The organism is Streptomyces sp. NPDC046303 (assembly GCF_055588085.1).
In genome coordinates, this window is sequence record NZ_JBVJFA010000035.1 from 1 (window position 1) to 26,667 (window position 26,667).

Genomic DNA, 26,667 nt, shown 5'->3' on the forward strand with positions numbered 1-26,667 from the left:
CTTAGGGGTGGGCGTTTTGTCTTCTTTGGGCTCGAAGAGGAGGGTAGGCGCGGGAACTGGCACCACGCCGTGGGCGGGAGGGCCGGCACCCCGCGCGGGGTGCCGGCCCTCCGGCGTACGTACGGGAACCGTCAGCGGCTGTGCTGCGAGTCCGCGACCGTGACCTCGACCCGCTGGAACTCCTTGAGCTCGCTGTAGCCGGTGGTGGCCATCGAGCGGCGCAGGGCGCCGAAGATGTTCATCGAGCCGTCCGGGGTGTGCGACGGGCCGGTGAGGATCTCCTCGGTGGTGCCGACCGTGCCGAGGTTCACCTTCTTGCCGCGCGGCACGTCCTCGTGGACGGCCTCCATGCCCCAGTGGTTGCCCTTGCCGGGCGCGTCGGTGGCGCGGGCCAGCGGGGAGCCCATCATCACGGCGTCGGCGCCGCAGGCGACGGCCTTCGGGATGTCGCCCGACCAGCCCACGCCGCCGTCGGCGATGACGTGCACGTAGCGGCCGCCGGACTCGTCCATGTAGTCGCGGCGGGCCGCGGCCACGTCCGCGACGGCGGTCGCCATCGGGACCTGGATGCCGAGCACGTTGCGCGTGGTGTGCGCGGCGCCGCCGCCGAAGCCGACCAGGACGCCCGCGGCGCCGGTGCGCATCAGGTGCAGGGCTGCGGTGTACGTGGCGCAGCCGCCGACGATGACCGGCACGTCGAGCTCGTAGATGAACTGCTTGAGGTTCAGCGGCTCGGCGGCGCCGGAGACGTGCTCAGCGGACACGGTGGTGCCGCGGATCACGAAGATGTCCACGCCCGCGTCCACGACCGCCTTGGAGAACTCGGCGGTGCGCTGCGGGGACAGCGCGGCGGCGGTGACGACGCCCGAGTCGCGCACCTCCTTGATCCGCTGCCGGATCAGGTCCGCCTGGATCGGCGCGGAGTAGATCTCCTGGAGGCGGCGGGTGGCGGCCTCCTCGTCCAGCTCCGTGATCTCGTCGAGCAGCGGCTGCGGGTCCTCGTACCGGGTCCACAGGCCTTCGAGGTTCAGCACGCCGAGGCCGCCGAGCTCGCCGATGCGGATCGCGGTCTGCGGGGAGACGACCGAGTCCATGGGGGCGGCCAGGAAGGGGAGCTCGAAGCGGTACGCGTCGATCTGCCAGGCGATCGAGACCTCCTTCGGGTCCCGGGTACGCCGGCTCGGGACGATGGCGATGTCGTCGAACGCGTACGCCCTGCGGCCGCGCTTGCCGCGCCCGATCTCGATCTCAGTCACGTGTGGTGGCCTTTCCTCTGGGTCTGCCCGTCCAGTATCCCCGAACGCCGGGGGCCCGCGTTCCGGTGACCGCTGTACGGACGACCGCGGACCGTCCCGGGGCACGGCGGAGGGGGCGGGCCCGGCTGGACCCGCCCCCTCACCTCATGCCGTTCAGCCCTTGCGGGAGTAGTTCGGTGCTTCCACCGTCATCTGGATGTCGTGCGGGTGGCTCTCCTTGAGGCCCGCCGAGGTGATCCGGACGAAGCGGCCCCGCTCCTGCAGCTCGGGGACGGTGCGGCCGCCGACGTAGAACATCGACTGGCGCAGGCCGCCGACGAGCTGGTGCACGACCGCCGAGAGCGGACCGCGGTAGGGCACCTGGCCCTCGATGCCCTCGGGGATGAGCTTGTCGTCGCCGCCCACGCCCTCCTGGAAGTAGCGATCCTTCGAGAAGGACTTGCGGTCGCCGCGGGACTGCATCGCGCCGAGCGAGCCCATGCCGCGGTACGACTTGAACTGCTTGCCGTTGATGAAGAGCAGCTCGCCCGGGGACTCCTCGCAGCCCGCGAGCAGCGAGCCGAGCATCACCGTGTCCGCGCCCGCGACCAGGGCCTTGGCGATGTCACCGGAGTACTGCAGGCCGCCGTCGCCGATGACCGGGACGCCCGCGGCCTTGGCGGCCAGCGAGGCCTCGTAGATCGCGGTGACCTGCGGGACGCCGATGCCGGCGACGACGCGGGTGGTGCAGATGGAGCCGGGGCCGACGCCGACCTTGATGCCGTCGCAGCCGGCGTCGATCAGCGCCTGGGCGCCGTCGCGGGTGGCGACGTTGCCGCCGATGACGTCGACGGAGGAGTTCGACTTGATCTTGGCGACCATGTCGCCGACCAGGCGGGAGTGGCCGTGGGCGGTGTCGACGACGATGAAGTCGGCGCCCGCCTCGATCAGCGCCTGGGCGCGGTCGTACGCGTCACCGGCGACGCCGACGGCCGCGCCGACGAGCAGCCGGCCGTCCTTGTCCTTGGCGGCGTTCGGGTACTTCTCGGCCTTGACGAAGTCCTTGACCGTGATGAGGCCCTTGAGGATGCCCGCGTCGTCGACCAGCGGAAGCTTCTCGATCTTGTGGCGGCGCAGCAGCTCCATGGCGTCCACGCCGGAGATGCCGACCTTGCCCGTGACCAGCGGCATCGGGGTCATGACCTCGCGCACCTGGCGGCTGCGGTCCGACTCGAAGGCCATGTCGCGGTTGGTGACGATGCCGAGCAGCTTGCCCGCCGGGTCGGTGACCGGGACCCCGGAGATGCGGAACTTCGCGCAGAGCTCGTCGGCCTCGCGCAGCGTCGCGTCCGGGTGCACCGTGATCGGGTCGGTGACCATGCCGGACTCGGAGCGCTTGACCAGGTCGACCTGGTTGGCCTGGTCGGTGATGGAGAGGTTGCGGTGCAGTACGCCGACGCCGCCCTGGCGGGCCATCGCGATGGCCATGCGGGCCTCGGTGACCTTGTCCATGGCGGCGGAGAGCAGCGGAACGTTGACGCGGACGTTGCGCGAGATGAGGGAGGAGGTGTCGATCGCGTCGGGCGCCATGTCCGACGCGCCCGGCAGCAGCAGCACGTCGTCGTAGGTCAGTCCGAGCGTGGCGAATTTGTCGGGCACTCCGTCGGTAGTCATGACACCTTCCCAAATGGTCTTGCTCAGCGCGGATGTCCATGCTAACGGGATCCCGCAGCGTCTCATTCCACGAGCATGGTCCCTCGGGATTTTCGTCGCTTCCTACGACGATCGCCGGGGCGGTTCCTACTGCTCGGCGAGCGCGCGGAGCCTGCTGAGGGCCCGGTGCTGGGCCACCCGCACCGCCCCCGGCGACATGCCGAGCATCTGCCCGGTCTCCTCGGCGGTCAGCCCGACGGCCACCCGCAGGACGAGCAGCTCGCGCTGGTTCTCCGGCAGATTGGCCAGCAGCTTCTTGGCCCAGGCCGCGTCGCTGCTGAGCAGCGCCCGCTCCTCGGGGCCCAGCGAGTCGTCGGGGCGCTCCGGCATCTCGTCGGACGGGACGGCCGTGCTGCCCGGGTGCCTCATGGCGGCCCGCTGCAGGTCGGCGACCTTGTGCGCGGCGATGGCGAAGACGAAGGCCTCGAAGGGCCGCCCGGTGTCCCGGTAGCGCGGCAGGGCCATCAGGACCGCGACGCAGACCTCCTGCGCGAGGTCCTCCACGAAGTGGCGGGCATCACCCGGGAGCCGCGAGAGCCGGGTGCGGCAGTAGCGGATCGCGAGCGGGTGAACGAAGGCGAGCAGGTCGTGCGTGGCCTGCTCGTCGCCCTCCACCGCCCGGCGTACGAGCGCGCTGACGGCCCCGGCACTGCCGCCTTTGGCGGCGCCGGTCGGGCCTGTGGCCGCGGGGGACCCCAGGGCCTCGTCGTCGCGCATCAATCCATGGTGCCTTGGCGCCGGAGGTTCCGCGGCACCGCGGCCGGTTTCGTGCGTCGAAGCGTTATGAGCGGGGGCGCCGGAACTCATGGTCTGCACCCTCCCCTCCCGCTCGGCCGAATGGTCCCCACGGACGGGGACCCCACATTTCCAAGAATGCGGCACACCCTCAAGGATGCGGCATCGCGCACGAAGCGACACGTCCCCCGGATTGTGCCCCGCCAATCCCCGGATGCGCACCGGGTACGACGGGGCTGTCGGTCGTCGGACGGGACCGCGGCCCGTGGGTCAGCGGACCAGGCCCCAGCGGAAGCCGAGCGCGACGGCGTGCGCCCGGTCCGAGGCGCCGAGCTTCTTGAACAGCCTGCGGGCGTGCGTCTTGACCGTGTCCTCGGAGAGGAAGAGCTCACGCCCGATCTCCGCGTTGGACCGGCCGTGGCTCATGCCCTCGAGCACCTGGATCTCCCGCGCGGTGAGCGTGGGGGCGGCGCCCATCTCGGCCGAGCGGAGCCGGCGCGGGGCCAGGCGCCAGGTCGGGTCGGCGAGGGCCTGGGTGACCGTGGCCCGCAGTTCGGCGCGCGAGGCGTCCTTGTGCAGGTAGCCCCGGGCGCCGGCGGCGACCGCGAGGGCCACGCCGTCCAGGTCCTCGGCGACCGTCAGCATGATGATGCGGGCGCCCGGGTCGGCCGAGAGCAGCCGGCGAACCGTCTCCACACCGCCCAGCCCCGGCATCCGTACATCCATCAGAATCAGGTCGGAGCGGTCGGCACCCCAGCGGCGGAGGACTTCCTCGCCGTTGGCAGCCGTCGTCACACGCTCGACGCCGGGCACGGTGGCAACCGCGCGGCGGAGCGCCTCTCGGGCAAGCGGGGAGTCGTCGCAGACGAGGACGGATGTCATGACCGCCCTCCGCAGCTGCTGATGCGCGTCACCTTGAGCCTCCAGGCTGGTACGTATCGTCACCTGTGCGGTCGATGTCCCCGGACACCTGTCCGAGAACTTATGGGTTCAACCGCCTTCGCACTCTCAACGATGGTCACTCGAAAGAGTTACGGGTCGGACGGACACCTTCGGCACTCTACGTGAGGAAGCGAACACGACACGGCCGCCACAAGGCAACTGTCCTCCATCTGGAGCTATGCCCTATTTGGCGGCTTTCCTTCCGTTTGGCACGTGTCTGAGGCTAGATTCCCAATGAGTCATATTTACATCTACTAGGACAGTAGGTGTGGAGACATGGACCGTATCCGCCTCAGTACCGGCACCAAGAGGACTACCAATGGCAGATTTCTCCCGCCTCCCCGGACCGAACGCCGACCTCTGGGACTGGCAGCTGCTCGCCGCCTGCCGGGGGGTCGACAGCTCCCTCTTCTTCCATCCGGAAGGTGAGCGGGGCGCGGCCAGGAGCGCGCGCGAGGCCTCGGCTAAAGAGGTCTGCATGCGATGCCCGGTCCGCGCGGAGTGTGCCGCGCACGCGCTCGCCGTCCGCGAGCCCTACGGAGTGTGGGGAGGCCTCACGGAGGACGAGCGAGAGGAACTGATGGGCCGCGCGCGTCACCGCCTGATCCCCGCGTCCACCGCGCTCGGACCGATCCCGCCCCACTGATCCGGAGAACAAACGCCCGAAGGAACGTTCCTGCAATTCCCGTGGACCCACTGGACCCACCGACCGCGGGTTCATCCGATCCGCGCGAACGCCGGGCGTGTCGCAGCTCGGGGCGCAACGTCACGCGTTCGGCCGTACGTATCCGCCAGAGACGTACGGTCAGCGCGTGGCGGCCCGCTCCAGCTCGGCCAGCGTCGCGGCCACGGCCGGCACCCGGGCCAGGTCGGGCAGGGTCAGCGCCACGACCTCGCGCACCACGGCCGGCTCCACCGCCACCGTGCTGACGCCCTTGGCCCGGACGGACTCCACCGCGAGCTCCGGCAGCACGGCGACGCCCAGCCCCGCGCCCACCAGGCCGACGACCGCCGGATAGTCGTCGGTCGCGAAGTCGATCCGCGGGGTGAATCCCGCGGCCTCGCACACCTCGACCAGATGGCGGCGGCAGCGCGGACAGCCCGCGATCCACGGCTCGTCGGCCAGCTCCGCCATGCCCACGCGCTCGGCACCGGCCAGCCGGTGGCCTTCCGGGACCAGACCGACGAGCCGGTCGGTCAGCAGCGGGCGCACCACCAGGTCGTCCCACTCCGCCACGGATCCGGCCGCCCCGCCGTAACGGAAGGCCAGCGCCAGGTCGCAGTCCCCCTCGCGGAGCATCTCCACCGAGCGCGGCGGTTCGGCCTCGACCAGGGAGATCCGGGTCCCCGGGTGCTCGGCGCGCATCGCCGCGAGCGCGGTCGGCACCAGGGTCGAGCTGCCGCTGGGGAAGGACACCAGCCGGACCCGGCCCGCGCGCAGCCCCGCGATGGCCGCGACCTCCTCCTCGGCGGCGGTCAGCCCGGACAGGATCCCCGACGCGTGCCGGACCAGGGCCGCGCCGGCCTGGGTCAGCCGCATTTCACGGCCGGTCCGCACGAGCAGCGGAGTGCCGGCCGACTGCTCCAGCGCCTTCATCTGCTGGGAGACGGCCGGCTGGGTGCAGCCGAGCTCGCGGGCGGCGGCGGAGAAGGACCCGGTCCCGGCGACAGCGCGCAGGACCCGGAGATGGCGTGCCTCGATCACCCCTCGAGCATAAGCCCTGCTTTGACTGGCCGCACGAATACCCCGTGACGCTTTGGGGGCGCTCGGCTAGGTTGGCCGCATGGTCCCCATACATCTGATCTCCGTGAACCTCGGCCGCGCCACGGCCGTCGACTACACCGACGCGGAAGGCGGGGTGACCGGCCACCACAAGCGCCCGGTCCCCGGACCGGTGCGCGTGAGCGCTCCCGGCTCCAAGGCCACCGGACGGGGCAGCGGCCTCGAGGGCGACGCCGTCTGCGACCGCCGCCACCACGGCGGCGACCACCAGGCCGTCTACGCGTACGCGCGCGAGGACCTGGACCGCTGGGAGCGCGAGCTGGGCCGCGAACTGCCCGCCGGGGCCTTCGGCGAGAACTTCACCACCTCCGGCCTCGACCTGAACACCGCGCGCCTCGGCGACCGGTGGCGGGTCGGCGCGGACCTGGTCCTCGAGGTGGCCTCGGCCCGCATCCCGTGCCAGACCTTCCAGGGGGCCGTCGGCGAGAGCGCCTGGGTCAAGCGCTTCACCCGGGCGGCACGGCCGGGCGCGTACCTGCGGGTGATCGAGGAGGGCTCGGTCTCCCCGGGCGACACCATCGAGGTCATCCACCGTCCGGACCACGACGTGACGGTGCAGTTGTGGTTCCGGGCCTTCACCACCGAGCGCGCCCTGCTGCCGCGCACCCTGGCGGCGGGCGCGGCGATGGAGCCGGAGGCCCACGAGCGGGTGCGCCGGTACGTGGAGAAGTACGGGGCCGGGGTCGGGGCGGGGTAACACCGTCATCCGGGGCGGCTAGGTTGCGCCTATGACGACTGCGTTGATTACGGGATCCACGGCGGGCATCGGCGCCGCCTTCGCCCGGCGGCTCGCCGCCCAGGGCCACAACCTGGTGCTGGTGGCGCGTGACACCAAGCGGCTCGGCGAGCAGGCCACCGAGCTGCACGACCGGCACGGCATCGAGGCCGAGGTGCTGGCCGCCGACCTCTCCGCCGAGGAGGGCATCGCGGCGGTCGAGCGCCGCCTCGGCGACCGCACCCACCCGGTGGACCTGCTGGTCAACAACGCGGGCTTCGGCAACAAGGGCCGCTACCTCGAGGTCTCCATGGCCGACGAGCTCACCATGCTGAAGGTGCACATCGAGGCGGTCCTGCGGCTGACCTCGGCGGCCACCGGGTCGATGCGCTCGCGCGGCCGCGGCGGCGTGATCAACGTGGCCTCCGTGGCGGCGTTCGTACCGCGCGGCACCTACGGGGCGAGCAAGGCCTGGGTCGTGCAGTTCACCCAGGGTGCGGCGCGGGACCTGGCGGGATCCGGGGTACGGCTGATGGCGCTGTGCCCCGGCTTCGTACGGACGGAGTTCCACCAGCGCGCCGGCATGGGCACGGACAACATCCCCGGCTGGATGTGGCTCGACGCCGACAAGCTGGTGGCGGCGGCCCTGGCGGACCTGGCCCGGGGCAAGACGGTGTCGATCCCCGATCCGCGGTACAAGGCGCTGATGGGCGTGGTGAAGCTGACGCCGCGCGGGCTGCTGGGCGGGGTGTCGTCCCGTACGGGCCGCAAGTACGGGCCGCAGTAACACCCCCCGGCAAACCAGCCGAATGGGTGGTATTTACCTAAAATGGACGTGTCCCATCCAGCCCGGGAGACGCCATGACATTCGTACAGATAATCGATTACAAGACCAGCCGGCAGGACGACCTCAACCAGCTGCTCGACCAGTACGTCTCGCAGAGCCAGGGCAAGCGCACGGTGACCCACTCCATCGTGGGCAAGGACCGCGAGGCCGAGAACCACTACGTGGACGTGGTCGAATTCCCCTCGTACGAAGACGCCATGAAGAACTCTCATCTCCCGGAGACCGACAAGATGTTCCAGGAGATGGTGGCCCTCTGCGAGGGGATGCCGACCTTCACCAACCTGGACGTCGTCCGCGACGAGAACCTCAACAAGATGCTCGCGGACAAGGTGTTCCAGGAGATCGCGATGAAGGGCAACACGAGCCTCATCGACGAGCTCTTCGCCGCCGACTACATCGACCACGACGTCGGGCACGACGAGACCACCGTCACCGGACGGGACGTCATGCACAAGGACATGCAGATGTGGCGCGCGGCCTTCGACATGACCTTCGAGACGGTGGCCCAGGTGGCCGAGGGCGACCTCGTCACCACCGTGTGGACCTGGCACGGCACGCACAAGGGAGAGTTCATGGGGGTCGCACCGACCGGGAAGACGTACGACATCCCCGGGACCACCACCTTCCGCTGTGCGGACGGCAAGATAGCCGAGGCCTGGTGGCACTACGACATCGGCCGCCTCATGCGCGAGATGGGCGCGTCCGGGTCCTGAACACGGGGAAGGCCCCGTTCCGCAGGTGCGGAACGGGGCCTTCGCTGTGCCGTGGTGCGATCAGTGGCTGTGGCCGTGACCGTGGCCGTGGCCCGCGTCGGCCTCTTCCTCGGCCGGCTTCTCGACGACCAGGGTCTCGGTCGTGAGCAGCAGGGAGGCGATGGAAGCGGCGTTCTCCAGCGCGGAGCGGGTGACCTTCACCGGGTCGATGACGCCGGCCTTGACCAGGTCGCCGTACTCGCCGGTGGCGGCGTTGAAGCCCTGGCCCTTGTCGAGCTCGGCGACCTTCGAGGTGATGACGTAACCCTCGAGACCGGCGTTCTCGGCGATCCAGCGCAGCGGCTCGACGGCGGCGCGGCGCACGACCGCGACACCGGTGGCCTCGTCGCCCGACAGGCCGAGGTTGTCCTCGAGGACCTTGACGGCGTGGACGAGAGCGGAGCCACCGCCGGAGACGATGCCCTCCTCGACCGCGGCGCGGGTCGCCGAGATGGCGTCCTCGAGGCGGTGCTTCTTCTCCTTGAGCTCCACCTCGGTGGCGGCGCCGACCTTGATGACGCAGACGCCGCCGGCGAGCTTCGCCAGGCGCTCCTGCAGCTTCTCGCGGTCCCAGTCGGAGTCGGTGGACTCGATCTCGGCCTTGATCTGGTTGACGCGGCCCGCGACGTCCTCGGAGTTGCCGCCACCGTCGACGATGGTGGTGTCGTCCTTGGAGATCGTGACGCGGCGGGCGGAGCCCAGTACGTCCAGACCGGCCTGGTCGAGCTTGAGGCCGACCTCCTCGGCGATGACGGTGGCACCGGTGAGGGTGGCCATGTCCTGCAGCATCGCCTTGCGGCGGTCGCCGAAGCCCGGGGCCTTGACGGCGACCGCGTTGAAGGTGCCGCGGATCTTGTTGACGACGAGGGTGGAGAGCGCCTCGCCCTCGACGTCCTCGGCGATGATCAGCAGCGGCTTCGAGGCGCCGGCCTGGATGACCTTCTCGAGCAGCGGCAGGAGGTCCTGGATGGAGGAGATCTTGCCCTGGTTGATCAGGATGTACGGGTCGTCGAGGACGGCCTCCATACGCTCCTGGTCGGAGACCATGTACGGCGAGAGGTAGCCCTTGTCGAAGGCCATGCCCTCGGTGAACTCCAGCTCCAGGCCGAAGGCGTTGGACTCCTCGACGGTGATGACACCGTCCTTGCCGACCTTGTCCATCGCCTCGGCGATGAGCTCGCCGACCTGCTGGTCCTGCGCGGAGAGCGCGGCCACGGCGGCGATGTCGGACTTGTCCTCGATCGGGCGGGCGGTCGCGAGGAGCTCCTCGGACACGGCCTTGACCGCGGCGTCGATGCCCTTCTTCAGGGCGGCCGGGGACGCGCCCGCGGCGACGTTGCGCAGACCCTCGCGGACCAGCGCCTGGGCCAGCACAGTGGCGGTGGTGGTGCCGTCACCCGCGATGTCGTTGGTCTTGGTCGCCACCTCCTTCACGAGCTGCGCGCCCAGGTTCTCGTACGGGTCGTCCAGCTCGACCTCGCGGGCGATGGTGACACCGTCGTTGGTGATGGTGGGGGCGCCGAACTTCTTGTCGATGACGACGTTGCGGCCCTTGGGGCCGATCGTCACCTTCACCGTGTCGGCAAGCTTGTTGACGCCGCGCTCGAGGGCGCGACGGGCGTCCTCGTCGAACTTCAGGATCTTCGCCATGGGAGCGGTTCAGCCCTCTCGAAAACTCGGGTTTAACGAACTGCGCCCCTCGCCGCCCGGCAATCAGCGGGGTGACCAGGGGCGCAGCTCAAAGCAGTACTGGAGAAGCGAATTACTTCTCGACGATCGCGAGCACGTCGCGGGCCGAGAGGACGAGGTACTCCTCGCCGCTGTACTTCACTTCGGTGCCGCCGTACTTGCTGTACAGCACGATGTCGCCGACGTTGACGTCCAGCGGGAGACGCTGGCCGTCCTCGAAGCGACCCGGACCGACCGCGAGGACGACGCCCTCCTGGGGCTTCTCCTTCGCGGTGTCCGGGATGACCAGGCCGGAGGCCGTGGTCTGCTCGGCGTCGAGCGGCTGGACCACAATGCGGTCCTCAAGCGGCTTGATGGCAACCTTGGAGCTGGCGGTCGTCACGATCCGACCTCCCCCTTCGGAGATCCGGGGTTAACTGTCTGAGGTGGCGACCAGGTCGATCCGTCGTCGCGGGTGCCGGATCTGCCTGTCGCTGTGTTGGCACTCACCGGGGGCGAGTGCCAGGTGCGAGACTATTCCGGCGATTAGCACTCGGTCAAGCGGAGTGCCAATTCCCGACGATGGGCGTTGCGCGGAGCGGCCCTCCGGAACCGGCGAAACCCCGGCGCACGGGCGTTCGATCTCACTACTCTCCGGTCATGACCAGGACGAACCCCGGCGTGCGCTGGCGGCACGGCATCCCGATCGTGGTCGGCCTCGCGGCCGGGATCTACATGCTGTCGAACTCCGTGCCGCGGCTCGCGGCTCAGGTCGCCGGGGTGGAGGGCGCCTTCCACGCCACGCGGTGTGCGGAGGAGCGGGACTCGGACGGGGACCTGCACTGGATGTGCGAGGGCTCCTTCGCGGCGGGCGACGGCTCGTTCGCGATTCGGCGGGTCGGGGTCGACACCGCGTTCGACACCCGTCCGGACGGTCCGCAGCCCGCCTTCGTCCTCGGACCGTCCGCCGGCACGGCCGTGCGGCCCGGCGTCCTGGTGTGGCTGGGGCCCGGCGCGGTGGGCGTGCTCTCCCTCGTCCTTCCGGTGTGGGCGGTGGGCAGGCTGCGGGAGGAACCATGGGGAGGGCATCGACGTCGTAGTTGATATGAAGATAAAGCGCCTCATTGCCGAGCAGATCGGGCCGAAGGCCCCTCCGAGCCCGAGCGCACGGGGCGCCGCTTCCCCCTCACCCTCCCCCTCGCGTCCACCCTCGCCGTCACCGGGGGCGCCGTACACGCCTGCCGCCTCGCCCGCACCCGCGCCCGCGCCCGCGCTCGCGCTCGCGCCCACGGACGGCGGCGGCCTCCCGTGCGTGGACTGAAACCCCTGACGACGGCGGGCTCCCGCCGTCGCACCGAGGCGCTGCTGCTCGTCCTCGTCGTCGGCACCGCCGTCTTCGGCCACGCCAACGCCGGCCTCGCCATGAACGGCGAGCTGCCGCCCGACCTCACCGGCTTCACGATCAGCATGACGCTGCTCTCGCTGGTCGGGCACCTGGGCATCCGCCGGTTCGCGGCGTACGCCGACCCGCTGATCTTCCCGCTGGCCATGCTGCTGACCGGCCTCGGGCTGGTACTGATCCACCGCCTCGACCAGGGGTACATCGAGCGGTACAACTCGGACGCGAACGCTCCGGGCCAGCTGCTGTGGACGGTGGTCGGCGTCGCCGCCTGCATCCTGGTGGTGGCGCTGCTGCGCGACCACCGGCTGCTGCAGCGGTTCATCTACATCACGATGGCCGTCGCGCTGGTGCTGCTGATCGCGCCGGCGTTCTTCGGCGCGGACACGTACGGCGCGAAGCGGTGGATCATCCTGTTCGGGTTCTCGCTGCAGCCCGGCGAGTTCGTGAAGATCATGATCGCGATCTTTTTCGCGGGCTACCTGGTGATCCACCGGGATTCGCTGGCCCTGACGGGCCGCAAGTTCCTCGGCATGCGGATGCCGCCGATGCGCCAGCTGGGACCGATCGTCACGGTGTGGATCGTGTCGATGCTGGTGCTGGTCTTCGAGCGCGACCTGGGTACGTCGCTGATCTTCTTCGGCGTCTTCGTGGTGATGCTGTACGTGGCCACGGAGCGCACCGGCTGGATCGTGTGCGGCCTGTTCATGGCGGCGGTCGGCGCCTTCGCTGTGGGCTCGACGGAACCGCACGTCAAGGCGCGCGTGGCCGCCTGGCTCAACCCGCTGTCGTACTACTGGGAGAACCCTCCCCCGGGCGTCACCTCGGACCAGTCGGCGCAGGCGCTGTTCAGCTTCGGCACGGGCGGCATCTCCGGCACCGGCCTCGGCATGGGCCACCCGGAGCTGATCAAGTTCGCGGGCCGCAGCGACTTCATCCTGACGACGGTCGGCGAGGAACTCGGCCTGGCCGGGGTCATGGCGGTACTGATCCTGTACGCACTCCTCGTACAGCGGGGGCTCCGGATGGCCCTCGGCGCCCGCGACCCCTTCGGCAAACTGCTGGCGGTGGGCCTCGCCTCGGCGCTGGCCCTCCAGGTCTTCGTGGTCGCGGGTGGCGTCACGGGCCTGATCCCCCTGACGGGCAAGGCCCTGCCCTTCCTGGCCAAGGGCGGCTCGTCCCTCCTGGCCAACTGGATCATGATCGCCCTGCTGCTCCGCATCAGCGACAGCGCGGAACGCCAACGCGAGGCGGACGCGAGGGGCCCGGTCGAAACGACGATCACACCGGTGGTGTCGGGGGTGTAGGGCGGGGGCCGGGTCCGGCGGCACCACCCCCAGGCGCACCGGCCTGCCGGCCGACGGCTTCGGGGGCCGGGACACACCCGACCGGGATCAGGGATGCCCTGCCCGGCTCCCGGGGCGGCCAAGACCCTTCGCCCGGGACGGGCGGCAACGCCGACCGGGCCGGGCCCGCCGTCGCCAGACAGCGGTCATATGGAGATCGCGGCAGGTCGGACGGTGGACGCGGCAGATCGCCCGTTGTGCCGAGTACGCCGCCCGCCACGCGGCGGGCCTCGTCACCACCGCGGTCGGCGCCATCGAGCCCGTCCCGGGCTGAGCTAGCCGCGGGCTCGGGCGGCGGTTCCGGCTTGCCATTCGCGGCCGATGCCCCGGATCAGGGCCGGGTAGACGCCCAGGTAGCGGAAGGGCTTGATGGCGGCCATGTACGCGGCGCCCAGGCGGCCGTTCGGCTTGACCAGGACGGCCATCTGGCCGCGGTGGCCGCCGGAGCCGTCCGGGATCCAGCCGATGTGCATCACGCCGTGCACGGTCTTGTTGGCCATCTCCGCCACCCACTCGTCATGGGTCTGGTAGACGGACGTGAACGGTACGGAGTCGAGGTCCGGCCCACGCGGACCCTCGCGGAGGTCCGCCGGCAGGCGGTCCCGCAGCGTCGGCACGCGGCCGCCGATGCCGTCGGCGGGCTTGTCCAGACCGAGCAGCGCCCCGAGCTTCCAGCGGAGCGCGAAGAGCACGCGCCCCACCAGGGAGGGGACGGGGTCCCCCTTGCCCTGCGCGAACTGGCGCACGAGCCGCTCGAGGTCGTCGGGGCCGCCCGGCGTCGGGAGCGCCCACACGTCCTCGAGCTGGAAGTCGCCGGCGATCTCGTGGATCCGCCAGGGACGGTCGGTGTGCGCGGTCGTGGGGAGTCTCATGGCCAAGCCCCTATCTATACGATGCCGTATAGAAGAAGGCTAGCACCCGTCTATACGGCACCGTATAGACGGGGGCGGACGTGAGCGGAGACACACCATGGGCACGACCCGGACGCCTCGCGGCGCATGGATCGAGGAAGGGTTGCGGGCTCTGGCCTCGGGCGGCCCGGAGGCCGTCCGGATCGAGTCGCTGGCGCAGGCGCTCGGCGTCAGCAAGGGCGGCTTCTACGGGTACTTCGGCACGCGGGGCGCGCTCCTCACGGAGATGCTCGACACCTGGGAGCGCGATGTCAGCGAGGCGGTGATCGAGCAGGTCGAGAGCGGTGGCGGAGACGCCAGGGCCAGGCTGGAGCGACTGTTCGAGATCGCCTCGTCCGCCGCCGACGGGCCGACGACGGGCGTCGCGGCCGAGCTCGCGATCCGCGACTGGGCCCGGCGGGACGAGGACGTCGCGCAGCGTCTGCGGCGCGTCGACAACCGGCGCATGGACTACCTGCGTTCGCTGTTCGGCGCGATCTGCCCGGACCCGGACGACGTCGAGGTCCGCTGCATGCTCGCGTTCTCCGTGCGGATCGGCGAGTACTTCATCGCCGCCGACCACGGGCACCGCAGCAGGGCGGAGACGCTGGAACTGACCAAGAGGTGGCTGCTGCGTTAGCCCGGCCTACAGGTAGTCCTCCAACCGCCCTATCCGGTAGCCCTGGTCCTGGATCCGCTGGAGCATGCGCGTCGTCATCTGGGTCTCCGTGGAACCCTTGAGCTCCGAGGGGCCGCGGAAGTGGGCCAGGATGATGTCGCCCGGCGTGAGGGCGGAGCCCCCGGCGTACTGGAAGTTGTTGATCTGCATCGAGACCCGCCACAGCACCAGGGACGAAACCCCGCACTCCGAGGCGGCCCGGAGGGTGTCGTCGTTGTAGTTGCCGAAGGGCGGGCGGAACAGCGGCGGACGCTGGCCGAAGCGCTTCTCCAGGCGTTCCTGCTGGCCGCATATCTGGTGCTTCTGCGCCTCGTAGGAGAGGGTCCGCAGGTTCGGGTGCGTCAGGGTGTGGTTGTTTATCGTGCTCTGCGAGCCGTTGTCGCGCAGCTGCTCGAAGTGGCCGTAGTCCGACGAAGCCACGCTGTCCGTCAGGAACATGCTGATCGGCAGCTTCAGGTCGGCCGCCATCTTCAGGAACTCGGGGTCCTTCTCCGCGCCGTCGTCGAAGGTCAGGAAGACGACCTTGTCGTCCGCCGCGACGGGTATTCGGTCTATCACCGGGACTCTGCCCGGGGCCGCCTTCGGGAGCTGCGGCTTCCGGGCGGGCTTCGGCGCGTACTGGACGGGACCCGTCAGGCCCCACTTGCGGTACGCCTCGTCCGGGGCGGTAGAGGTGGAGGCGGAGCCGGAGGGCGAGGCGGGGGCCTGCGGGCTTCCCTGCGTCGCCTTCGGCTTGGGCCCCAGCCGCTCCGTGTGGTCCGCGCCGCCCCCGCAGCCCGTCAGGGAGAGCGCGAGCGCGCCGGCCGCCAGCGATCCGGCTACCAACCGGCGCGCGTGCTTCACAGATAGTCCTCCAGGCGAGCCACGGCGTACCCCTTGTCCGTGACGGTCTTCATGACCTGACGGATCATGTCAGGCATCGTGCCCTTCCAGTCCTCCTTGCCCCGGAAATGCGTGAGGATGATGTCACCGGGGTGCAGATCGCGGTCCCATTCGCGGTACTCGAGCCGGTTCGGGAAGGCCTCCGCGTTCCACAGCGGCACCGCCTTGATCCCGCAGGACTTCGCCGCGCGCAGCGTGTCCTGGTTGTAGTTGCCGTACGGCGGCCGGAAGAGGGTCGGCCGCTTGCCGAACTGCTTCTGGATCGTGTCCTGCTGGCCGCAGATCTCCTCGCGCTGCTTCTCGTACGAGAGGCCGGGCATGTAGCGGTGGTTGAGCGTGTGGTTGTTCAGGGTGACGCCGGCGGCCTGCATCGCCTTGAAGTAGGGGTAGTTGTCCTTGATGATGTAGTCGCTGAGGAACGCCGTGTACGGGATCTTCAGCTCCTGCATCATCTTCAGGAACTCGGGGTCCTTCTCCGCGCCGTCGTCGACCGTCAGGAAGACGACCTTGTCCTCCGTGTCGATGGTGGTGAAGACCGGCGGGTACTCCTCCTGGTCCTCCACCTCGAAGCCCTCGCGCGTGGTGATCTCGGGCTTCTCCTTCGGCGCCGCCGGAGCGGTCAGCGGGGTCTTGGCCAGGCCCCACCTCTTCGCCGCCGCGACGCGCGCCTGCTGGGCGGCCTTGGCCTTCTCGGCGGCGCTGAGCGCTCCCCCCGCGCCCGCCGCGCCCGCCTCCGCGCCCTTGGCCGCCTTCGCCTTCTCGGCCTTGTCCGGCGCCGCGGACTCCCCGGAGCCGCAGGCCGTTCCGAGGGCGGCTACCAGCAGGGCGGCCACGGCCACCCCGAACCGGCCGCGCGGACCCGCCGCGTACCGGTGACCCTGTTGCGTCTTATCTTCCTTTTGTCCGACTAGCTGCATAGTTGCGCATCCTGGCACCCGACACGCGGGCCCCCCGGAAGACACCGCGAGCGGAGGCCGACCTTCCACCGACTGGCCCACACCCCCGCCGCGCCTCCCCGCGCCCCGCGCGTCGCCGACAATGGACCCGTGACCCCCGAAGACTTCGCCGCCCTCCTCACCCCCGAGGGGCGCGCCCTCCTGGACTCGCTCCGCGACTACGACCCCGCCCAGGAGCTGGCCGTCGCCACCCGGCTGCGCCGCGCGCACCCCGCCGGACTGGTCTCCGCCGCGCTCGGGCAGGCCCGGCTGCGGCAGCGCGCGGTGGCGAAGTTCGGCGCCGAGGACGCCTTCCGGATGTACTTCACGCCCGGCGGCGGCGAGATGGCCACCCGGGCCTCCGTGGCCTCGTACCGCGCCGAGCGGCTCGCCGGCCTGGGCGTACGCAGCCTCGCCGACCTGTGCTGCGGCATCGGCGGGGACGCCCTGGCCCTGGCCCGGCTCGGCATCCGGGTGCTGGCGGTCGACCACGACCCGCTGACCGTGGCCGTCGCCCGGGCCAACGCCGAGGAGCTGGGGCTGGCGGACCTGATCGAGGTCCGGGAGGCGGATGTGACGGAGGTGGACACCTCCGGCTACGACGCCGTCTTCATCGACCCGGCCCGGCGCGGGGGGCGCGGCCGGATCTTCGACCCGGAGTCCTACTCGCCGCCGCTGTCGTGGGCCGTGGAGACGGCCCGCAGCGCGAAGTACGCCGCCATCAAGATCGCCCCCGGGATCCCGCACGAGGCGGTCCCGGCCGAGGCCGAGGCCGAGTGGATCTCCGACCAGGGGGACGTCAAGGAGGCCGTGCTCTGGTTCGGGACCGCGCCGGGGACCGTCCGCGCCACCCTGCTGCCCGGACCGCGCGCCCTGCAGACCGCCGATCCGCTGCCCGACCCGCAGGCCGGCCCGGTCGGCCGCTGGCTCTACGAGCCCGACGGCGCCGTGATCCGCGCGCACCTCGTGGCCGAGGTCGCCGAACAGCTCGACGGCCGGCTGATCGACCCGACCATCGCGTACATCACCGCCGACGAGCTGCGCGCGACGCCGTACGCGACGGCGTACGAGATCACCGACGTGCTGCCCTTCGGGCTGAAGAAGCTCAAGGCCCTGCTGCGCGAGCGCGGGGTGGGCGTCCTGACCGTGAAGAAGCGCGGCTCGGCCATCGAGCCCGAGGAGCTCCGCAAGAAGGTGAAGCCGCAGGGCCCGAACGCCGCGACCGTCTTCCTGACCCGCGTCGCGGGCGCCCCGTCCATGCTGATCGGGGCACCGGCCCGCGAGCTATGACGCGGACGCGGACCCGGAAGCGGACGCGGACGCAGACCCGGACGCGGGGACCCGGAAGGTGCGTACCGCCCAGCGGTAGTGGGCGGCCGCCTTGGCGAGCCCCAGCAGGCCCGTGATCCACAGGATCTGGCCGATGCCCATGGTGTGCGCGATCTCCCCGCAGGTCGTGTCGCCCGGGCGGGCCGGGACCGCGGCGGCGAAGGCCACCCACAGCCCGAACGCGCCCAGTGCGAGCGAGGCCACCAGCCAGGTCAGGCTCCGCCCCGGCGCCCGGACGCGGGCGTCGGCGGCCGGATCGCGGCCCGACTCCACCCAGGCGTGCAGCAGTTGGCGTACCTGCCGGTCGCGCCGGGCGCCCCGGGCGAACCAGAACCCGGCCGGGATGAGCACGCCCGCGCCGAGCACGGCGAAGATGAGGCCGTAGAGGTACGAGAAGGGGTCGTGCTGCTCGAAGGCCATCCAGGCCATGCCCACGAAGGACCAGCCGAGCACGAACACGGCCGCGACCGCCCACAGGAGCAGCAGCCGCCCCAGGCCCAGGCTGCGCCGACCCAGATCCCTCAGGAACCGCGCGCGGTCGGCCCGTACGGCGGCCTCGTCCAGCCAGGCGCGCAGGTGCGCGGGCGGCGGAGGAGGCGGCAGGTCACGGCGAGGCATGCACATGACCATAGCCGCGGGGGCCGGCCCGGGCCGGTCGCCCCTAGCCGGCTTCGACCGACTCGAAACGCCAGCGGTGCACCGCCCGCGCGATCAAGTCGGCGGCGGGCTCCGGCAGTTCGGGCAGGTCTGCCGAAATCCCCTCGGGCGCCTCCCACCAGGTGATCACCAGCACCCGGTCCTGCGGGGCCCGGAGCACCTCGCGGCGCACCGGCTCCCGGGCGAGGACCTGGGCGCGGGCCCACTCCAGCAGTTCGTTGCCCCGGCCGTCGGCGGCCCGGGCCTCCCACATCAGCGCGACGGTGGTCATGAGTAAAGGTTGTCCTTGCTCAGCTCGTGCACGTGGTCGTGATCGTGGGAGTGCCCGTGGCCGTGGCCGTGTCCGTGGCCGTGCGCATGCCCCTGGGACGTCCCCGGCACGTGCGGGTCCGTCACCGGCAGCGAGGAGTCCGCCGACAGGTCCCAGTCCGAGGCCGCCCTGTTCCGCTTGACCATCTCGGCGCCCAGCGCCGCCACCATCGCGCCGTTGTCCGTGCACAGCTTCGGCCGCGGCACGCGCAGGATGATCCCCGCGTCGTCGCACCGCTCCTGCGCCAGCGAACGCAGCCGCGAGTTGGCGGCCACCCCGCCGCCGATCATCAGGTGGTCGACGCCCTCGTCCTTGCACGCGCGGATCGCCTTGCGCGTCAGTACGTCGACCACGGCCTCCTGGAAGGACGCCGCCACATCGCGCACCGGCACCTCCTCGCCCGCCTTCCGCTTCGCCTCGATCCAGCGGGCGACGGACGTCTTCAGACCGGAGAAGGAGAAGTCGTACGCCGGGTCGCGCGGCCCCGTCAGACCGCGCGGGAACGCGATCGCCTTCGGGTCGCCCTCGCGCGCGAGCCGGTCGATGACCGGGCCGCCGGGGAAGCCCAGCTGGAGCACGCGGGCGATCTTGTCGAAGGCTTCGCCCGCCGCGTCGTCGATGGTCGCGCCGAGCGGCCGGACGTCGGAGGTGATGTCGGGGGCCAGCAGCAGCGAGGAGTGCCCGCCGGACACCAGCAGCGCCATGGTCGGCTCCGGCAGCGGCCCGTGCTCCAGCTGGTCCACGCAGATGTGCGAGGCCAGGTGGTTCACGCCGTAGAGCGGCTTGCCCAGCGCGTACGCGTACGCCTTGGCCGCCGAGGTGCCCACCAGCAGCGCCCCCGCGAGGCCCGGTCCGGCCGTGACCGCGATGCCGTCGAGGTCGCGGGCGCTGACACCGGCCTCCTTCAGGGCGCGTTCGATGGTGGGGACCATCGTCTCCAGGTGGGCGCGGGAGGCCACCTCGGGCACGACCCCGCCGAAGCGGGCGTGCTCGTCGACGCTGGACGCGACCGCGTCCGCGAGCAGGGTCGTACCGCGGACGATGCCGACGCCGGTCTCGTCGCAGGAGGTCTCGATGCCGAGGACGAGAGGTTCGTCAGCCATTGCTCTCACTGCTCTCAGTTCGTGCTTGTGCGGGGTCGGTCAGTCGCATGACGAGCGCGTCGACGTTGCCGGGCTGGTAGTAGCCCCGCCGGAAGCCGATCGGCTCGAAGCCGAAGCGCTCGTAGAGCTTCTGGGCGCGGGTGTTGTCCACCCGCACCTCCAGCAGCACCTCGGCGCATTCGAACGCGGTGGCGGCGCGCAGCAGGTCGGTCAGGAGCCGGGCGCCGAGCCCGGTCCCCCACTGGTCGCGGGCGGCCGCGATGGTCTGTACGTCGGCCAGGTCGCCGGCGGCGGCCAGCCCGGCGTAGCCCACCAGCCGGCCCGATCCGTCCTCGGCGACGACGTAGCGGCGCGTGGCCTGCGGGCCGCGCGCATGGGCCAGTTCGGACCAGAACATCGCGGCCGACCAGGCGTCGTCGGGGAACAGCTCGTGCTCCAGTTCCAGCACGGGCTCGATGTCCCACCAGCGCATTTCGCGCAGGGTATGGGGGGTCACTGCGGGGTGACCACCTTGTAGTTCTTGGGCACCTGCGCGTCGGGCCGGCGCAGGTAGAGCGGGGTCGGCGGCAGGAACTCCAGGCCCGCCGCCAGGCGCTCCGCGGCCAGCGAGGCCAGGGCTGCGGCCGACTGGTGCTCGGGACCGCGCGCGTCGGGGAAGACCTCGGGGTACAGCAGCGCGCCCTGGCCCACCGCCGGGAGGCCCGCGACCCGCTCGGCGATGTCGGCGGGCCGGTCCACGGCCGGCTCCCCGACCCGGGTGCGGGGGTCCTCGTAGCGCGCCCAGTAGACCTCCTTGCGCCGCGCGTCGGTGGCGACGGTGAAGGGGCCCTCGATCCCGGCGGTCCCGGCGGCGTGGGCGAGCCCGTCGAGGGTGCACAGGCCGTGCACGGGCACACCCAGCACGGAGGCGAAGGTGGTGGCCGTGACGAGGCCGACGCGCAGCCCGGTGTAGGGGCCGGGGCCGACCCCGACGACGATGCCGGTGACGGCTTCGAGCTTCAGGCCGGCCTCGGCGAGCACCTGGTCCACGGAGGGCAGCAGCAGCTCCCCGTGGCGGCGGGCGTCGACCTGGTTCGACTCGGCGAGGACGGACTCGCCGTCGTGCAGGGCGACGGTGACGGCGGGCGTGGCGGTATCTACAGCGAGCAAGAGCACGCGAACAGCCTACGACTCCGTGGCCCCCGGCCTTTGCGGCCGGTTGGGGAGCGGGCCTGCTGCTACCTTTCGATCAGGCATCGGCCATGGTTACGGGGCGACACGCACCGCGGAGAGGTGGAGCAAGGTGGCACGCAGCAGCTCGGGAATCGTGGCCGGGCTCACCGCCGCGGCACTCGCCGCGATCGGCTTCCTCGGTTACCAGGCGTCCGCGACGGCTCCCGAGCGGCCTCCGGGCGCGGCCGGGCAGGAGGCGGCCCCGGCCCCCAGCGCGGCCGTGGGCAAGCAGGACCCGACGAAGCCGGTCCCGGTGCCGGAGGGCTCGGGCACCGGGGTGCGCGTCGTGTACTCGGTGGGCCAGAAGCGGGTGTGGCTGGTGGGCGAGGCCGGCCAGGAGCCCACGTCGTTCACGGTGATGCCGAGCACGGTGCACCCCAAGCCGGGCAGCTACCTGGTGGGCTCGCGCTCGGGCTCCGTCACCGGCTCGGACGGGGTTCCGGTCGAGCACGTCGTGCGGTTCACGAGCGTGGAGGGCGTGGTGATCGGCTTCAGCGCCCGCGCGGACGGCGCGACGCCGGAGCCCGACCCGAGCCGGAAGACCGGCGGCATCCGCATGACGAAGGCCGACGGCGACGCGATGTGGGCCTTCGCGACCATCAACTCGAAGGTCGTCGTCGTCCCCTGACGCCCCGGCGAGAACCACCCGTACGTGCGACGGGGGCCGCCAACCCGCCACAGCACCAGGCCGCTTCACTAGGCCGCTTCGGACTCCGGAGCGGCCTGTTCGCGTACGCCGTCCTCCGGTTCCCCCTCGGCCGGCACGCGCACGAGGGCGGGCGGCGTCGAGACGGCGCTGGCGGCCGCGCCCGCGGCGAGCAGCGCCCCCATGGACACGGCGGACGGCCGGGGCTCGCGCTGCGCTCCTGCTGGTGCCGACATGGCTGCCTCCTGGACCCCGGACGCCGAACTTAGGCATGCCTAAGAAACTCTCGGTACCATGTCATCACGCGCCCGGCCGCGGGCGCAATATCTTGCCGACGAGTTGTCGGTACGTTCGCCGTTTCCGACGCCGCGGCGGCGCTCTACTCGGAGAGCGCCCCGGTCAGGGCGTCCAGCCCGGCCCCGTCGGCCCAGCGCGCCCCGATCCCGCGCACGGACACCTCCCGTACGTCGTCCAGGACCTCCTCGTGGCCGACGGCCCGGCCGATCACCACGTGCAGCCGGTCGTCGGAGAGCTCCTCCACCTTGCCCTCGCCCCATTCGACGACGACCACGGACTCGGGCAGCGAGACGTCGAGGTCCAGGTCCTCCATCTCGTCCAGGCCGCCGCCCAGCCGGTACGCGTCCACGTGCACCAGCGCCGGCCCGCCGGTCAGCGAGGGGTGCACGCGGGCGATCACGAAGGTCGGCGAGGTCACGGCCCCGCGCACGCCGAGCCCCTCGCCGAGCCCGCGGGTCAGCGTGGTCTTGCCCGCGCCGAGCTCCCCGGTCAGCAGGACGAGGTCACCCGGGCGCAGCAGGACGGCGAGCCTGCGGCCCAGCTCCTGCATCGCGTCCGGGGAGCCGATGGTGAGCCGGGCCTCGGATCCGGCGCCGGCCTCAGGTGCCGGTGCCTGGCTGCGCTGTACTTCCAGCGGTACTTCTTCCATGCCCGCCAACGTTAGTCGCTGCGAGGGCGGGGACCGTCCCGGTGCGCGCCAGCAGCTCGGTCAGCAGCCGCGTCACGGTCTCCGGGCGCTCCAGCATCATCAGGTGCCCGGTGGACTCAAGGATCACCAGCTCGGCGTCCGGCAGCGCCTCCTTGACGGCCGTGCTGTGCCCGGGCGGCGTGATCATGTCGCTGTCCCCGGCGACGACGGTGACGGGGATGTCCGCGAACCGCTGGAGGGCCGCGGTCTTGTCGTGGGTCTGGAAGGCGGGGTAGAACTCGGCGACCACATCGATCGGGGTGGCCTCGATGAGCCGCTCCGCGAAGCGCGCGACGCCCGGGTCCACGTCGCGGGAGCCGAACGAGTACATCTTGATCATGCCGGCGAAGAGGTCGGCGGTGGCCCTGCGGCCCTTCTCGACCAGTTCCACCTGCGAGCCGAGCGCCTTGAGCACGCCCGGCAGGAGGCGGCGCACGGCGCCCAGTCCGACGGACGGCAGCCCGTACGTCACCTCGTCGAGGCGGCCGCTGGACGTGCCGATCAGGGCGACGCCGACGACGCGGTCGCGCACGAGGTCGGGGAACTGCTCCGCGAATCCCATGATGGTCATTCCGCCCATCGAGTGACCCACCAGGATCAGCGGGCCCTCGGGAGCGGCGGCGTCGATGACGTTCTTCAGGTCGCGGCCGAGCTGGTCGATGGTGATCGGCTCGCCGTCCGCCTGGGCCAGGCCGCGGGCGCTGCGGCCGTGGCTGCGCTGGTCCCAGTAGACGGCGCGGACCACTCCGCGCAGCGCGGCGCGCTGGAAGTGCCAGGAGTCCTGGCCCAGGCAGTAGCCGTGGCAGAAGACGACGGTCGCGGCGGGCGCGGGCTTCCGGCGCAGCCGGGCCCGCGGCGGCTCGGGGAGCTCGTCGACCTCGTAGTACAGCTCGGTGGCGTCCTCGGCCCGGCAGGTGCCCTGCGTACCGCGCAGGGAGCCGTAGTCACCGGCGGCGTCGAGGGCCAGGCGTGCCTTGCGGCGCATGCCGCGCCCGACGGTGATCCGTTCGACGGCGACCCCGGCCGCCGCGCCCGCCGCCATCACGCCGATGGCGGCGCCGGCCCAGCCGGCCTTGCGCCAGTTCTCGCTCACGCCGCCGCCCTCGCTCCGTCTCAGGCGCCCAGGTAGACCCGGGGCACGCGCCCTCCGATACGGGTGACGATCTCATACGCGATGGTGTGCGCCGCTTGAGCCCAGTCCTCGGCGGTGGGCTCGCCGCGCTCCGCGTCCCCGAAGATGACGGCCTCGTCGCCGACCTCCGCGCGGTCGCCGTCCAGGTCGACCACGAACTGGTCCATCGCGACGCGCCCGGCGACGCGCCGGACCTTGCCGCCGACCAGCACCGGGCCGCGCCCGGAGGCGTGCCGCGGGATGCCGTCGGCGTAACCGGCCGGGACCAGCGCGAGGGTGGTCTCGGTCTCGGTGACGTAGTGGTGCCCGTAGCTCACGCCGTGCCCGGCCGGGACCGTCTTGACCAGCGCCAGGGAGGCCTTGAGGGCCATGGCGGGACGCAGGCCGAGCTGGGCCGGGGTGCCGAGTTCGGGCGCGGGCGAGACCCCGTAGACGGCCAGCCCGCAGCGCACGAGGTCGAAGTGGGACTCGGGCAGGGTGAGCGTGGCGGGCGAGTTGGCGATGTGCCGGACCTCGGGCTCCAGGCCCTCCTTCTCGGCGTACGCGAGCATGTCGCGGAAGGCGGTGAGCTGGAGCTGGATGGACGGGTGACCGGGCTCGTCGGCGCAGGCGAAGTGCGACCAGAGGCCGGTGACCTTGACGGTTCCCTCGGCCTGGGCGGCGACGGCGGCCCCGACCAGTTCCGCCCAGTCGGCGGGCTGGCAGCCGTTGCGGCCGAGGCCGGTGTCGGCCTTGAGCTGGATGCGGGCGGTGCGGCCGGCGGCGCGGGCGGCGGCCCGTACCTCGTCCAGGGCCCACATTCCGCTGACGGACACGTCGATGCCGGCCTCGACGGCCTCCCGCCAGGGCCCGCCGGGGGTCCACAGCCAGCACATGATCCGGCCTTCGATCCCGGCGGCGCGCAGGGCGAGCGCCTCCTCGGGCGTGGCGGTCCCGATCCAGCCGGCACCGGCCTCCTGGGCGGCCTTGGCGCAGGCCAGGGCGCCGTGCCCGTAGGCGTCCGCCTTGACGACGGCCATCAGCCCGGCCCGGGGCGCCCGCTCGCGCAACGCGCGCACGTTCGCCCGTACGGCGTCCAGATCGATCTCGGCGTACACGCGCGTCGGTGTCTCGTTCATCCCGCACAGTCTCTCAGACCAGCCCGACACGGCTCCGCGACTGGGCTCCGCGGTGGGGCTCCGCCCCAAACCGCGCGCCTCAAACGCCGGCGAGGCTGGATTTGGGCTGATGCCGCCTTTCCGGGCACCGCGTTGCGCGCACTTGGAGGCCTACGCCGGCCACATTCAGCCCCGCCGGCGTTGAGGCGCTGGGGGTCCCCCCGGACGGAGTCTGGGGGAGGGTCCGGGGGCAGAGCCCCCGGTCATGGGCGGCGAACCTCCCGCCACGCGGCGGGGAGGGCCTCGGCCACCTGATGGGCCAGCAGCGGCCCCCCGGTGAGCCCGGCCGCCAGGCCGTGCAGGTACGCCGCCACGGAACCGGCGTCGCGGCCGGACAGCCCGGCCGCCAGCAGGGACCCGGCCAGACCCGACAGCACGTCACCGCTCCCCGCCGTGGCCAGCCACGCCGTCCCGGTCGGGTTCACCCGCACCGGCGACCCACCGCCGGAGGCGACCAAGGTCGTCGAGCCCTTCAGCAGCACCGACGCCCCGTACCGCTGCGCGAGCTCCCGTACCGCCCCCAGCCGCCCGGCCTCCACCGACTCCCGCGAAACCCCCAGCAGCGCCGCCGCCTCCCCCGCGTGCGGGGTCAGCAGGGTCGGGGCCGTCCGGGCCCGCAGCACCGCGGTGTCCAGCCCCCGCAGCCCGTCCGCGTCCACCAGCACCGGCACGTCCTGCGCCAGCAGCCCGGCGACCTCGCCGCCGCGGCCCTCGCCCAGCCCCGGCCCCACCACCCAGGCCTGCACCCGGCCCGGACCGATCAGCGTCTCCGGGTACCGGGCGAGCACGGCCTCCGCCGCCGGGCCCACGTACCGCACCGCGCCCGCGCCGCCGCGCAGCGCCCCCGCCACGGCCAGGACGGCCGCGCCCGGGTACTGCAGCGACCCGGCGGCGATGCCGACCACGCCGCGCCGGTACTTGTCGCTCGACGCCGTCGGCACCGGCAGCAGCGCCGCCGCGTCGGCGTGCTCCAGGGCCTCCGCGTCGGGGGGCGCGGGCAGTTCCAGGCCGATGTCCACCAGGTGCACCGCGCCGGCCCGCGAGGCCCCCGGATCGATGAGCAGCCCCGGCTTGTACGCCCCGAAGGTGACCGTCACCTCGGCGCCGACGGCCGGCCCCGGCACTTCCCCGGTGTCCGCGTCCACCCCGCTCGGCAGGTCCACGGCGACCACCGGGACGCCCGGCGGGATCCGCTCCGCCAGCGCCGCCGCGGCCGGCCGCAGTCCGCCGCGGCCGCCGATCCCCAGCAGCCCGTCCACCACGAGGTCCGCGCGCTGCGGGACGGCCTCCTCCACCCTGCCCCCGGCGGCCCGCAGCGCGGCGAGCCCGCCCGCGTGCACCCGCCCGGGGTCCATCGGCACCGCCGTCACCCCGGCCCCGCGCCGGGCGAGCCGCGCTCCGGCGTAGAGCGCGTCGCCCCCGTTGTCGCCCGGCCCGGCCAGCAGCACGATCCGGGACCCGTACACCCGTCCCAGCAGCCCCGCGCAGACGGCGGCCAGGCCGGCCGCCGCCCGCTGCATCAGGGCTCCTTCGGGCAGCCGGGCCATCAGCTCCCGCTCGGCGGCCCGTACGGTCTCCACGCTGTAAGCAGTACGCATGGCACCACCCTGCCCCA

Annotated in this window: 29 protein-coding genes; 9 read left to right on the forward strand and 20 right to left on the reverse strand. The window is 72.1% G+C overall.

The window, feature by feature from the left end; all coding sequences use genetic code 11:
• Positions 1-131: 131 nt before the first annotated feature.
• The 4 genes from ACZ6I1_RS28550 to ACZ6I1_RS28565 all read right to left on the reverse strand — a co-directional run bounded on the left by ACZ6I1_RS28550 (position 132) and on the right by ACZ6I1_RS28565 (position 4,565).
• Positions 132-1,256: a GuaB3 family IMP dehydrogenase-related protein gene (locus tag ACZ6I1_RS28550; protein ID WP_446592773.1), complete on the reverse strand. Its 1,125-nt coding sequence runs from the start codon at positions 1,254-1,256 to the stop codon at positions 132-134.
• Positions 1,257-1,409: 153 nt separating this feature from the next.
• Positions 1,410-2,909: an IMP dehydrogenase gene (gene guaB, locus ACZ6I1_RS28555; protein ID WP_469291797.1), complete on the reverse strand. Its 1,500-nt coding sequence runs from the start codon at positions 2,907-2,909 to the stop codon at positions 1,410-1,412.
• Positions 2,910-3,035: 126 nt separating this feature from the next.
• Complete coding sequence (locus ACZ6I1_RS28560) at positions 3,036-3,665, reverse strand: sigma-70 family RNA polymerase sigma factor (RefSeq protein WP_266574431.1); 630 nt, start codon at positions 3,663-3,665, stop codon at positions 3,036-3,038.
• A gap of 288 nt (positions 3,666-3,953) precedes the next feature.
• On the reverse strand, positions 3,954-4,565 hold the full coding sequence (locus ACZ6I1_RS28565; protein WP_003948568.1) for a response regulator transcription factor: 612 nt from the start codon (positions 4,563-4,565) through the stop codon (positions 3,954-3,956).
• 379 nt (positions 4,566-4,944) lie between these two features.
• Between ACZ6I1_RS28565 and ACZ6I1_RS28570 the strand changes: the two genes are divergently transcribed.
• Positions 4,945-5,271 carry a WhiB family transcriptional regulator gene (locus ACZ6I1_RS28570; RefSeq protein WP_469291798.1) on the forward strand — a complete coding sequence of 109 codons (327 nt, stop codon included), beginning with the start codon at positions 4,945-4,947 and terminating at the stop codon, positions 5,269-5,271.
• A gap of 159 nt (positions 5,272-5,430) precedes the next feature.
• On the opposite strand, the gene ACZ6I1_RS28575 is transcribed toward ACZ6I1_RS28570, so the two are convergent.
• Positions 5,431-6,330: a LysR family transcriptional regulator gene (locus ACZ6I1_RS28575; RefSeq protein WP_469291799.1), complete on the reverse strand. Its 900-nt coding sequence runs from the start codon at positions 6,328-6,330 to the stop codon at positions 5,431-5,433.
• Positions 6,331-6,418: 88 nt separating this feature from the next.
• On the opposite strand from ACZ6I1_RS28575, the gene ACZ6I1_RS28580 reads away from it, so the two are divergent.
• The 3 genes from ACZ6I1_RS28580 to ACZ6I1_RS28590 all read left to right on the forward strand — a co-directional run bounded on the left by ACZ6I1_RS28580 (position 6,419) and on the right by ACZ6I1_RS28590 (position 8,683).
• Positions 6,419-7,105, forward strand: a complete 687-nt coding sequence (locus tag ACZ6I1_RS28580; RefSeq protein WP_469291846.1) for an MOSC domain-containing protein — start codon at positions 6,419-6,421, stop codon at positions 7,103-7,105.
• Positions 7,106-7,136: 31 nt separating this feature from the next.
• Positions 7,137-7,910, forward strand: coding sequence for an SDR family NAD(P)-dependent oxidoreductase (locus ACZ6I1_RS28585; RefSeq protein ID WP_469291800.1), 774 nt, complete (start codon positions 7,137-7,139; stop codon positions 7,908-7,910).
• Between the two features lie 74 nt (positions 7,911-7,984).
• Positions 7,985-8,683 carry an ester cyclase gene (locus ACZ6I1_RS28590; RefSeq protein WP_469291801.1) on the forward strand — a complete coding sequence of 233 codons (699 nt, stop codon included), beginning with the start codon at positions 7,985-7,987 and terminating at the stop codon, positions 8,681-8,683.
• 60 nt (positions 8,684-8,743) lie between these two features.
• On the opposite strand, the gene groL is transcribed toward ACZ6I1_RS28590, so the two are convergent.
• Positions 8,744-10,372, reverse strand: a complete 1,629-nt coding sequence (groL, locus tag ACZ6I1_RS28595; protein WP_469291802.1) for a chaperonin GroEL — start codon at positions 10,370-10,372, stop codon at positions 8,744-8,746.
• 112 nt (positions 10,373-10,484) lie between these two features.
• Positions 10,485-10,793, reverse strand: a complete 309-nt coding sequence (gene groES, locus ACZ6I1_RS28600) for a co-chaperone GroES (RefSeq protein WP_007265952.1) — start codon at positions 10,791-10,793, stop codon at positions 10,485-10,487.
• Between the two features lie 257 nt (positions 10,794-11,050).
• Between groES and ACZ6I1_RS28605 the strand changes: the two genes are divergently transcribed.
• Entirely contained in the window at positions 11,051-11,494 is a 444-nt protein-coding gene (locus ACZ6I1_RS28605) for a hypothetical protein (RefSeq protein ID WP_469291803.1), read from the forward strand.
• A gap of 204 nt (positions 11,495-11,698) precedes the next feature.
• Complete coding sequence (locus tag ACZ6I1_RS28610; RefSeq protein WP_469291804.1) at positions 11,699-13,096, forward strand: FtsW/RodA/SpoVE family cell cycle protein; 1,398 nt, start codon at positions 11,699-11,701, stop codon at positions 13,094-13,096.
• Between the two features lie 314 nt (positions 13,097-13,410).
• Here ACZ6I1_RS28610 and ACZ6I1_RS28615 read toward each other — a convergent pair whose 3' ends face one another.
• On the reverse strand, positions 13,411-14,007 hold the full coding sequence (locus tag ACZ6I1_RS28615) for a DUF2867 domain-containing protein (protein WP_469291805.1): 597 nt from the start codon (positions 14,005-14,007) through the stop codon (positions 13,411-13,413).
• Between the two features lie 97 nt (positions 14,008-14,104).
• On the opposite strand from ACZ6I1_RS28615, the gene ACZ6I1_RS28620 reads away from it, so the two are divergent.
• On the forward strand, positions 14,105-14,665 hold the full coding sequence (locus tag ACZ6I1_RS28620) for a TetR/AcrR family transcriptional regulator (RefSeq protein ID WP_469291806.1): 561 nt from the start codon (positions 14,105-14,107) through the stop codon (positions 14,663-14,665).
• Between the two features lie 6 nt (positions 14,666-14,671).
• Here the strand turns inward: ACZ6I1_RS28620 and ACZ6I1_RS28625 are convergent, their stop codons facing one another.
• Together ACZ6I1_RS28625 and ACZ6I1_RS28630 are read right to left on the reverse strand one after the other, a co-directional pair.
• Positions 14,672-15,547, reverse strand: a complete 876-nt coding sequence (locus ACZ6I1_RS28625; protein WP_469291807.1) for a polysaccharide deacetylase family protein — start codon at positions 15,545-15,547, stop codon at positions 14,672-14,674.
• Positions 15,544-16,425, reverse strand: coding sequence for a polysaccharide deacetylase family protein (locus ACZ6I1_RS28630; protein WP_469291808.1), 882 nt, complete (start codon positions 16,423-16,425; stop codon positions 15,544-15,546). Before ACZ6I1_RS28630 ends, ACZ6I1_RS28625 begins: the two co-directional genes overlap by 4 nt.
• Positions 16,426-16,632: 207 nt before the next feature.
• Here ACZ6I1_RS28630 and ACZ6I1_RS28635 point away from each other — a divergent pair, with 207 nt between their 5' ends.
• The gene (locus tag ACZ6I1_RS28635) at positions 16,633-17,811 is read left to right on the forward strand and encodes a class I SAM-dependent methyltransferase (protein WP_469291809.1); all 1,179 of its coding nucleotides are present in this window, start codon (positions 16,633-16,635) and stop codon (positions 17,809-17,811) included.
• Here ACZ6I1_RS28635 and ACZ6I1_RS28640 read toward each other — a convergent pair.
• The 5 genes from ACZ6I1_RS28640 to tsaB are packed head-to-tail and all read right to left on the reverse strand — an operon-like array spanning position 17,806 to position 21,075.
• On the reverse strand, positions 17,806-18,468 hold the full coding sequence (locus ACZ6I1_RS28640) for a hypothetical protein (RefSeq protein WP_469291810.1): 663 nt from the start codon (positions 18,466-18,468) through the stop codon (positions 17,806-17,808). The two genes, ACZ6I1_RS28635 and ACZ6I1_RS28640, sit on opposite strands and share 6 nt — an antisense overlap.
• Before the next feature lie 43 nt (positions 18,469-18,511).
• Positions 18,512-18,778, reverse strand: coding sequence for a hypothetical protein (locus tag ACZ6I1_RS28645; protein WP_469291811.1), 267 nt, complete (start codon positions 18,776-18,778; stop codon positions 18,512-18,514).
• Positions 18,775-19,920, reverse strand: a complete 1,146-nt coding sequence (gene tsaD / locus ACZ6I1_RS28650) for a tRNA (adenosine(37)-N6)-threonylcarbamoyltransferase complex transferase subunit TsaD (RefSeq protein WP_469291812.1) — start codon at positions 19,918-19,920, stop codon at positions 18,775-18,777. The genes ACZ6I1_RS28645 and tsaD overlap by 4 nt, the downstream gene beginning before the upstream one ends.
• Positions 19,913-20,392 (reverse strand): ribosomal protein S18-alanine N-acetyltransferase, encoded by a 480-nt coding sequence (gene rimI, locus ACZ6I1_RS28655; protein WP_384228701.1) that lies wholly within the window; start codon positions 20,390-20,392, stop codon positions 19,913-19,915. Before rimI ends, tsaD begins: the two co-directional genes overlap by 8 nt.
• Before the next feature lie 20 nt (positions 20,393-20,412).
• Positions 20,413-21,075 carry a tRNA (adenosine(37)-N6)-threonylcarbamoyltransferase complex dimerization subunit type 1 TsaB gene (tsaB, locus tag ACZ6I1_RS28660; RefSeq protein ID WP_469291813.1) on the reverse strand — a complete coding sequence of 221 codons (663 nt, stop codon included), beginning with the start codon at positions 21,073-21,075 and terminating at the stop codon, positions 20,413-20,415.
• Positions 21,076-21,202: 127 nt separating this feature from the next.
• Here tsaB and ACZ6I1_RS28665 point away from each other — a divergent pair, with 127 nt between their 5' ends.
• On the forward strand, positions 21,203-21,760 hold the full coding sequence (locus ACZ6I1_RS28665) for a hypothetical protein (RefSeq protein ID WP_469291814.1): 558 nt from the start codon (positions 21,203-21,205) through the stop codon (positions 21,758-21,760).
• Positions 21,761-21,828: 68 nt separating this feature from the next.
• Here the strand turns inward: ACZ6I1_RS28665 and ACZ6I1_RS28670 are convergent, their stop codons facing one another.
• The 5 genes from ACZ6I1_RS28670 to ACZ6I1_RS28690 form a co-directional block, all read right to left on the reverse strand.
• Positions 21,829-22,014, reverse strand: coding sequence for a hypothetical protein (locus tag ACZ6I1_RS28670; RefSeq protein ID WP_469291815.1), 186 nt, complete (start codon positions 22,012-22,014; stop codon positions 21,829-21,831).
• A 143-nt stretch (positions 22,015-22,157) separates the two neighbouring features.
• Positions 22,158-22,724 carry a tRNA (adenosine(37)-N6)-threonylcarbamoyltransferase complex ATPase subunit type 1 TsaE gene (tsaE, locus tag ACZ6I1_RS28675; protein ID WP_469291816.1) on the reverse strand — a complete coding sequence of 189 codons (567 nt, stop codon included), beginning with the start codon at positions 22,722-22,724 and terminating at the stop codon, positions 22,158-22,160.
• Positions 22,675-23,805 carry an alpha/beta fold hydrolase gene (locus tag ACZ6I1_RS28680; protein WP_469291847.1) on the reverse strand — a complete coding sequence of 377 codons (1,131 nt, stop codon included), beginning with the start codon at positions 23,803-23,805 and terminating at the stop codon, positions 22,675-22,677. Before ACZ6I1_RS28680 ends, tsaE begins: the two co-directional genes overlap by 50 nt.
• Positions 23,806-23,876: 71 nt before the next feature.
• A complete protein-coding gene (alr, locus tag ACZ6I1_RS28685; protein WP_469291817.1) occupies positions 23,877-25,013 on the reverse strand; it encodes an alanine racemase in 1,137 nt (378 codons plus the stop codon).
• Between the two features lie 242 nt (positions 25,014-25,255).
• Positions 25,256-26,650 (reverse strand): NAD(P)H-hydrate epimerase, encoded by a 1,395-nt coding sequence (locus ACZ6I1_RS28690; protein WP_469291818.1) that lies wholly within the window; start codon positions 26,648-26,650, stop codon positions 25,256-25,258.
• Positions 26,651-26,667 lie beyond the last annotated feature (17 nt).

Excerpts from the sequence above, each read along its gene's own strand:
- ACZ6I1_RS28615 (WP_469291805.1), bottom strand. The coding sequence starts at position 14,007 with ATGAGACTCCCCACGACCGCGCACACCGACCGTCCCTGGCGGATCCAC.
- tsaE (WP_469291816.1), bottom strand. The coding sequence starts at position 22,724 with ATGGAAGAAGTACCGCTGGAAGTACAGCGCAGCCAGGCACCGGCACCT.
- ACZ6I1_RS28565 (WP_003948568.1), bottom strand. The coding sequence starts at position 4,565 with ATGACATCCGTCCTCGTCTGCGACGACTCCCCGCTTGCCCGAGAGGCG.
- ACZ6I1_RS28570 (WP_469291798.1), top strand. The coding sequence starts at position 4,945 with ATGGCAGATTTCTCCCGCCTCCCCGGACCGAACGCCGACCTCTGGGAC.
- ACZ6I1_RS28560 (WP_266574431.1), bottom strand. The coding sequence starts at position 3,665 with ATGCGCGACGACGAGGCCCTGGGGTCCCCCGCGGCCACAGGCCCGACC.
- ACZ6I1_RS28680 (WP_469291847.1), bottom strand. The coding sequence starts at position 23,805 with ATGGCGGCGGGCGCGGCGGCCGGGGTCGCCGTCGAACGGATCACCGTC.
- guaB (WP_469291797.1), bottom strand. The coding sequence starts at position 2,909 with ATGACTACCGACGGAGTGCCCGACAAATTCGCCACGCTCGGACTGACC.
- groL (WP_469291802.1), bottom strand. The coding sequence starts at position 10,372 with ATGGCGAAGATCCTGAAGTTCGACGAGGACGCCCGTCGCGCCCTCGAG.
- ACZ6I1_RS28670 (WP_469291815.1), bottom strand. The coding sequence starts at position 22,014 with ATGTCGGCACCAGCAGGAGCGCAGCGCGAGCCCCGGCCGTCCGCCGTG.
- rimI (WP_384228701.1), bottom strand. The coding sequence starts at position 20,392 with ATGCGCTGGTGGGACATCGAGCCCGTGCTGGAACTGGAGCACGAGCTG.
- ACZ6I1_RS28645 (WP_469291811.1), bottom strand. The coding sequence starts at position 18,778 with ATGACCACCGTCGCGCTGATGTGGGAGGCCCGGGCCGCCGACGGCCGG.
- alr (WP_469291817.1), bottom strand. The coding sequence starts at position 25,013 with ATGAACGAGACACCGACGCGCGTGTACGCCGAGATCGATCTGGACGCC.
- tsaD (WP_469291812.1), bottom strand. The coding sequence starts at position 19,920 with ATGGCTGACGAACCTCTCGTCCTCGGCATCGAGACCTCCTGCGACGAG.
- ACZ6I1_RS28620 (WP_469291806.1), top strand. The coding sequence starts at position 14,105 with ATGGGCACGACCCGGACGCCTCGCGGCGCATGGATCGAGGAAGGGTTG.
- ACZ6I1_RS28585 (WP_469291800.1), top strand. The coding sequence starts at position 7,137 with ATGACGACTGCGTTGATTACGGGATCCACGGCGGGCATCGGCGCCGCC.
- ACZ6I1_RS28605 (WP_469291803.1), top strand. The coding sequence starts at position 11,051 with ATGACCAGGACGAACCCCGGCGTGCGCTGGCGGCACGGCATCCCGATC.
- ACZ6I1_RS28640 (WP_469291810.1), bottom strand. The coding sequence starts at position 18,468 with ATGCCTCGCCGTGACCTGCCGCCTCCTCCGCCGCCCGCGCACCTGCGC.
- ACZ6I1_RS28690 (WP_469291818.1), bottom strand. The coding sequence starts at position 26,650 with ATGCGTACTGCTTACAGCGTGGAGACCGTACGGGCCGCCGAGCGGGAG.
- ACZ6I1_RS28590 (WP_469291801.1), top strand. The coding sequence starts at position 7,985 with ATGACATTCGTACAGATAATCGATTACAAGACCAGCCGGCAGGACGAC.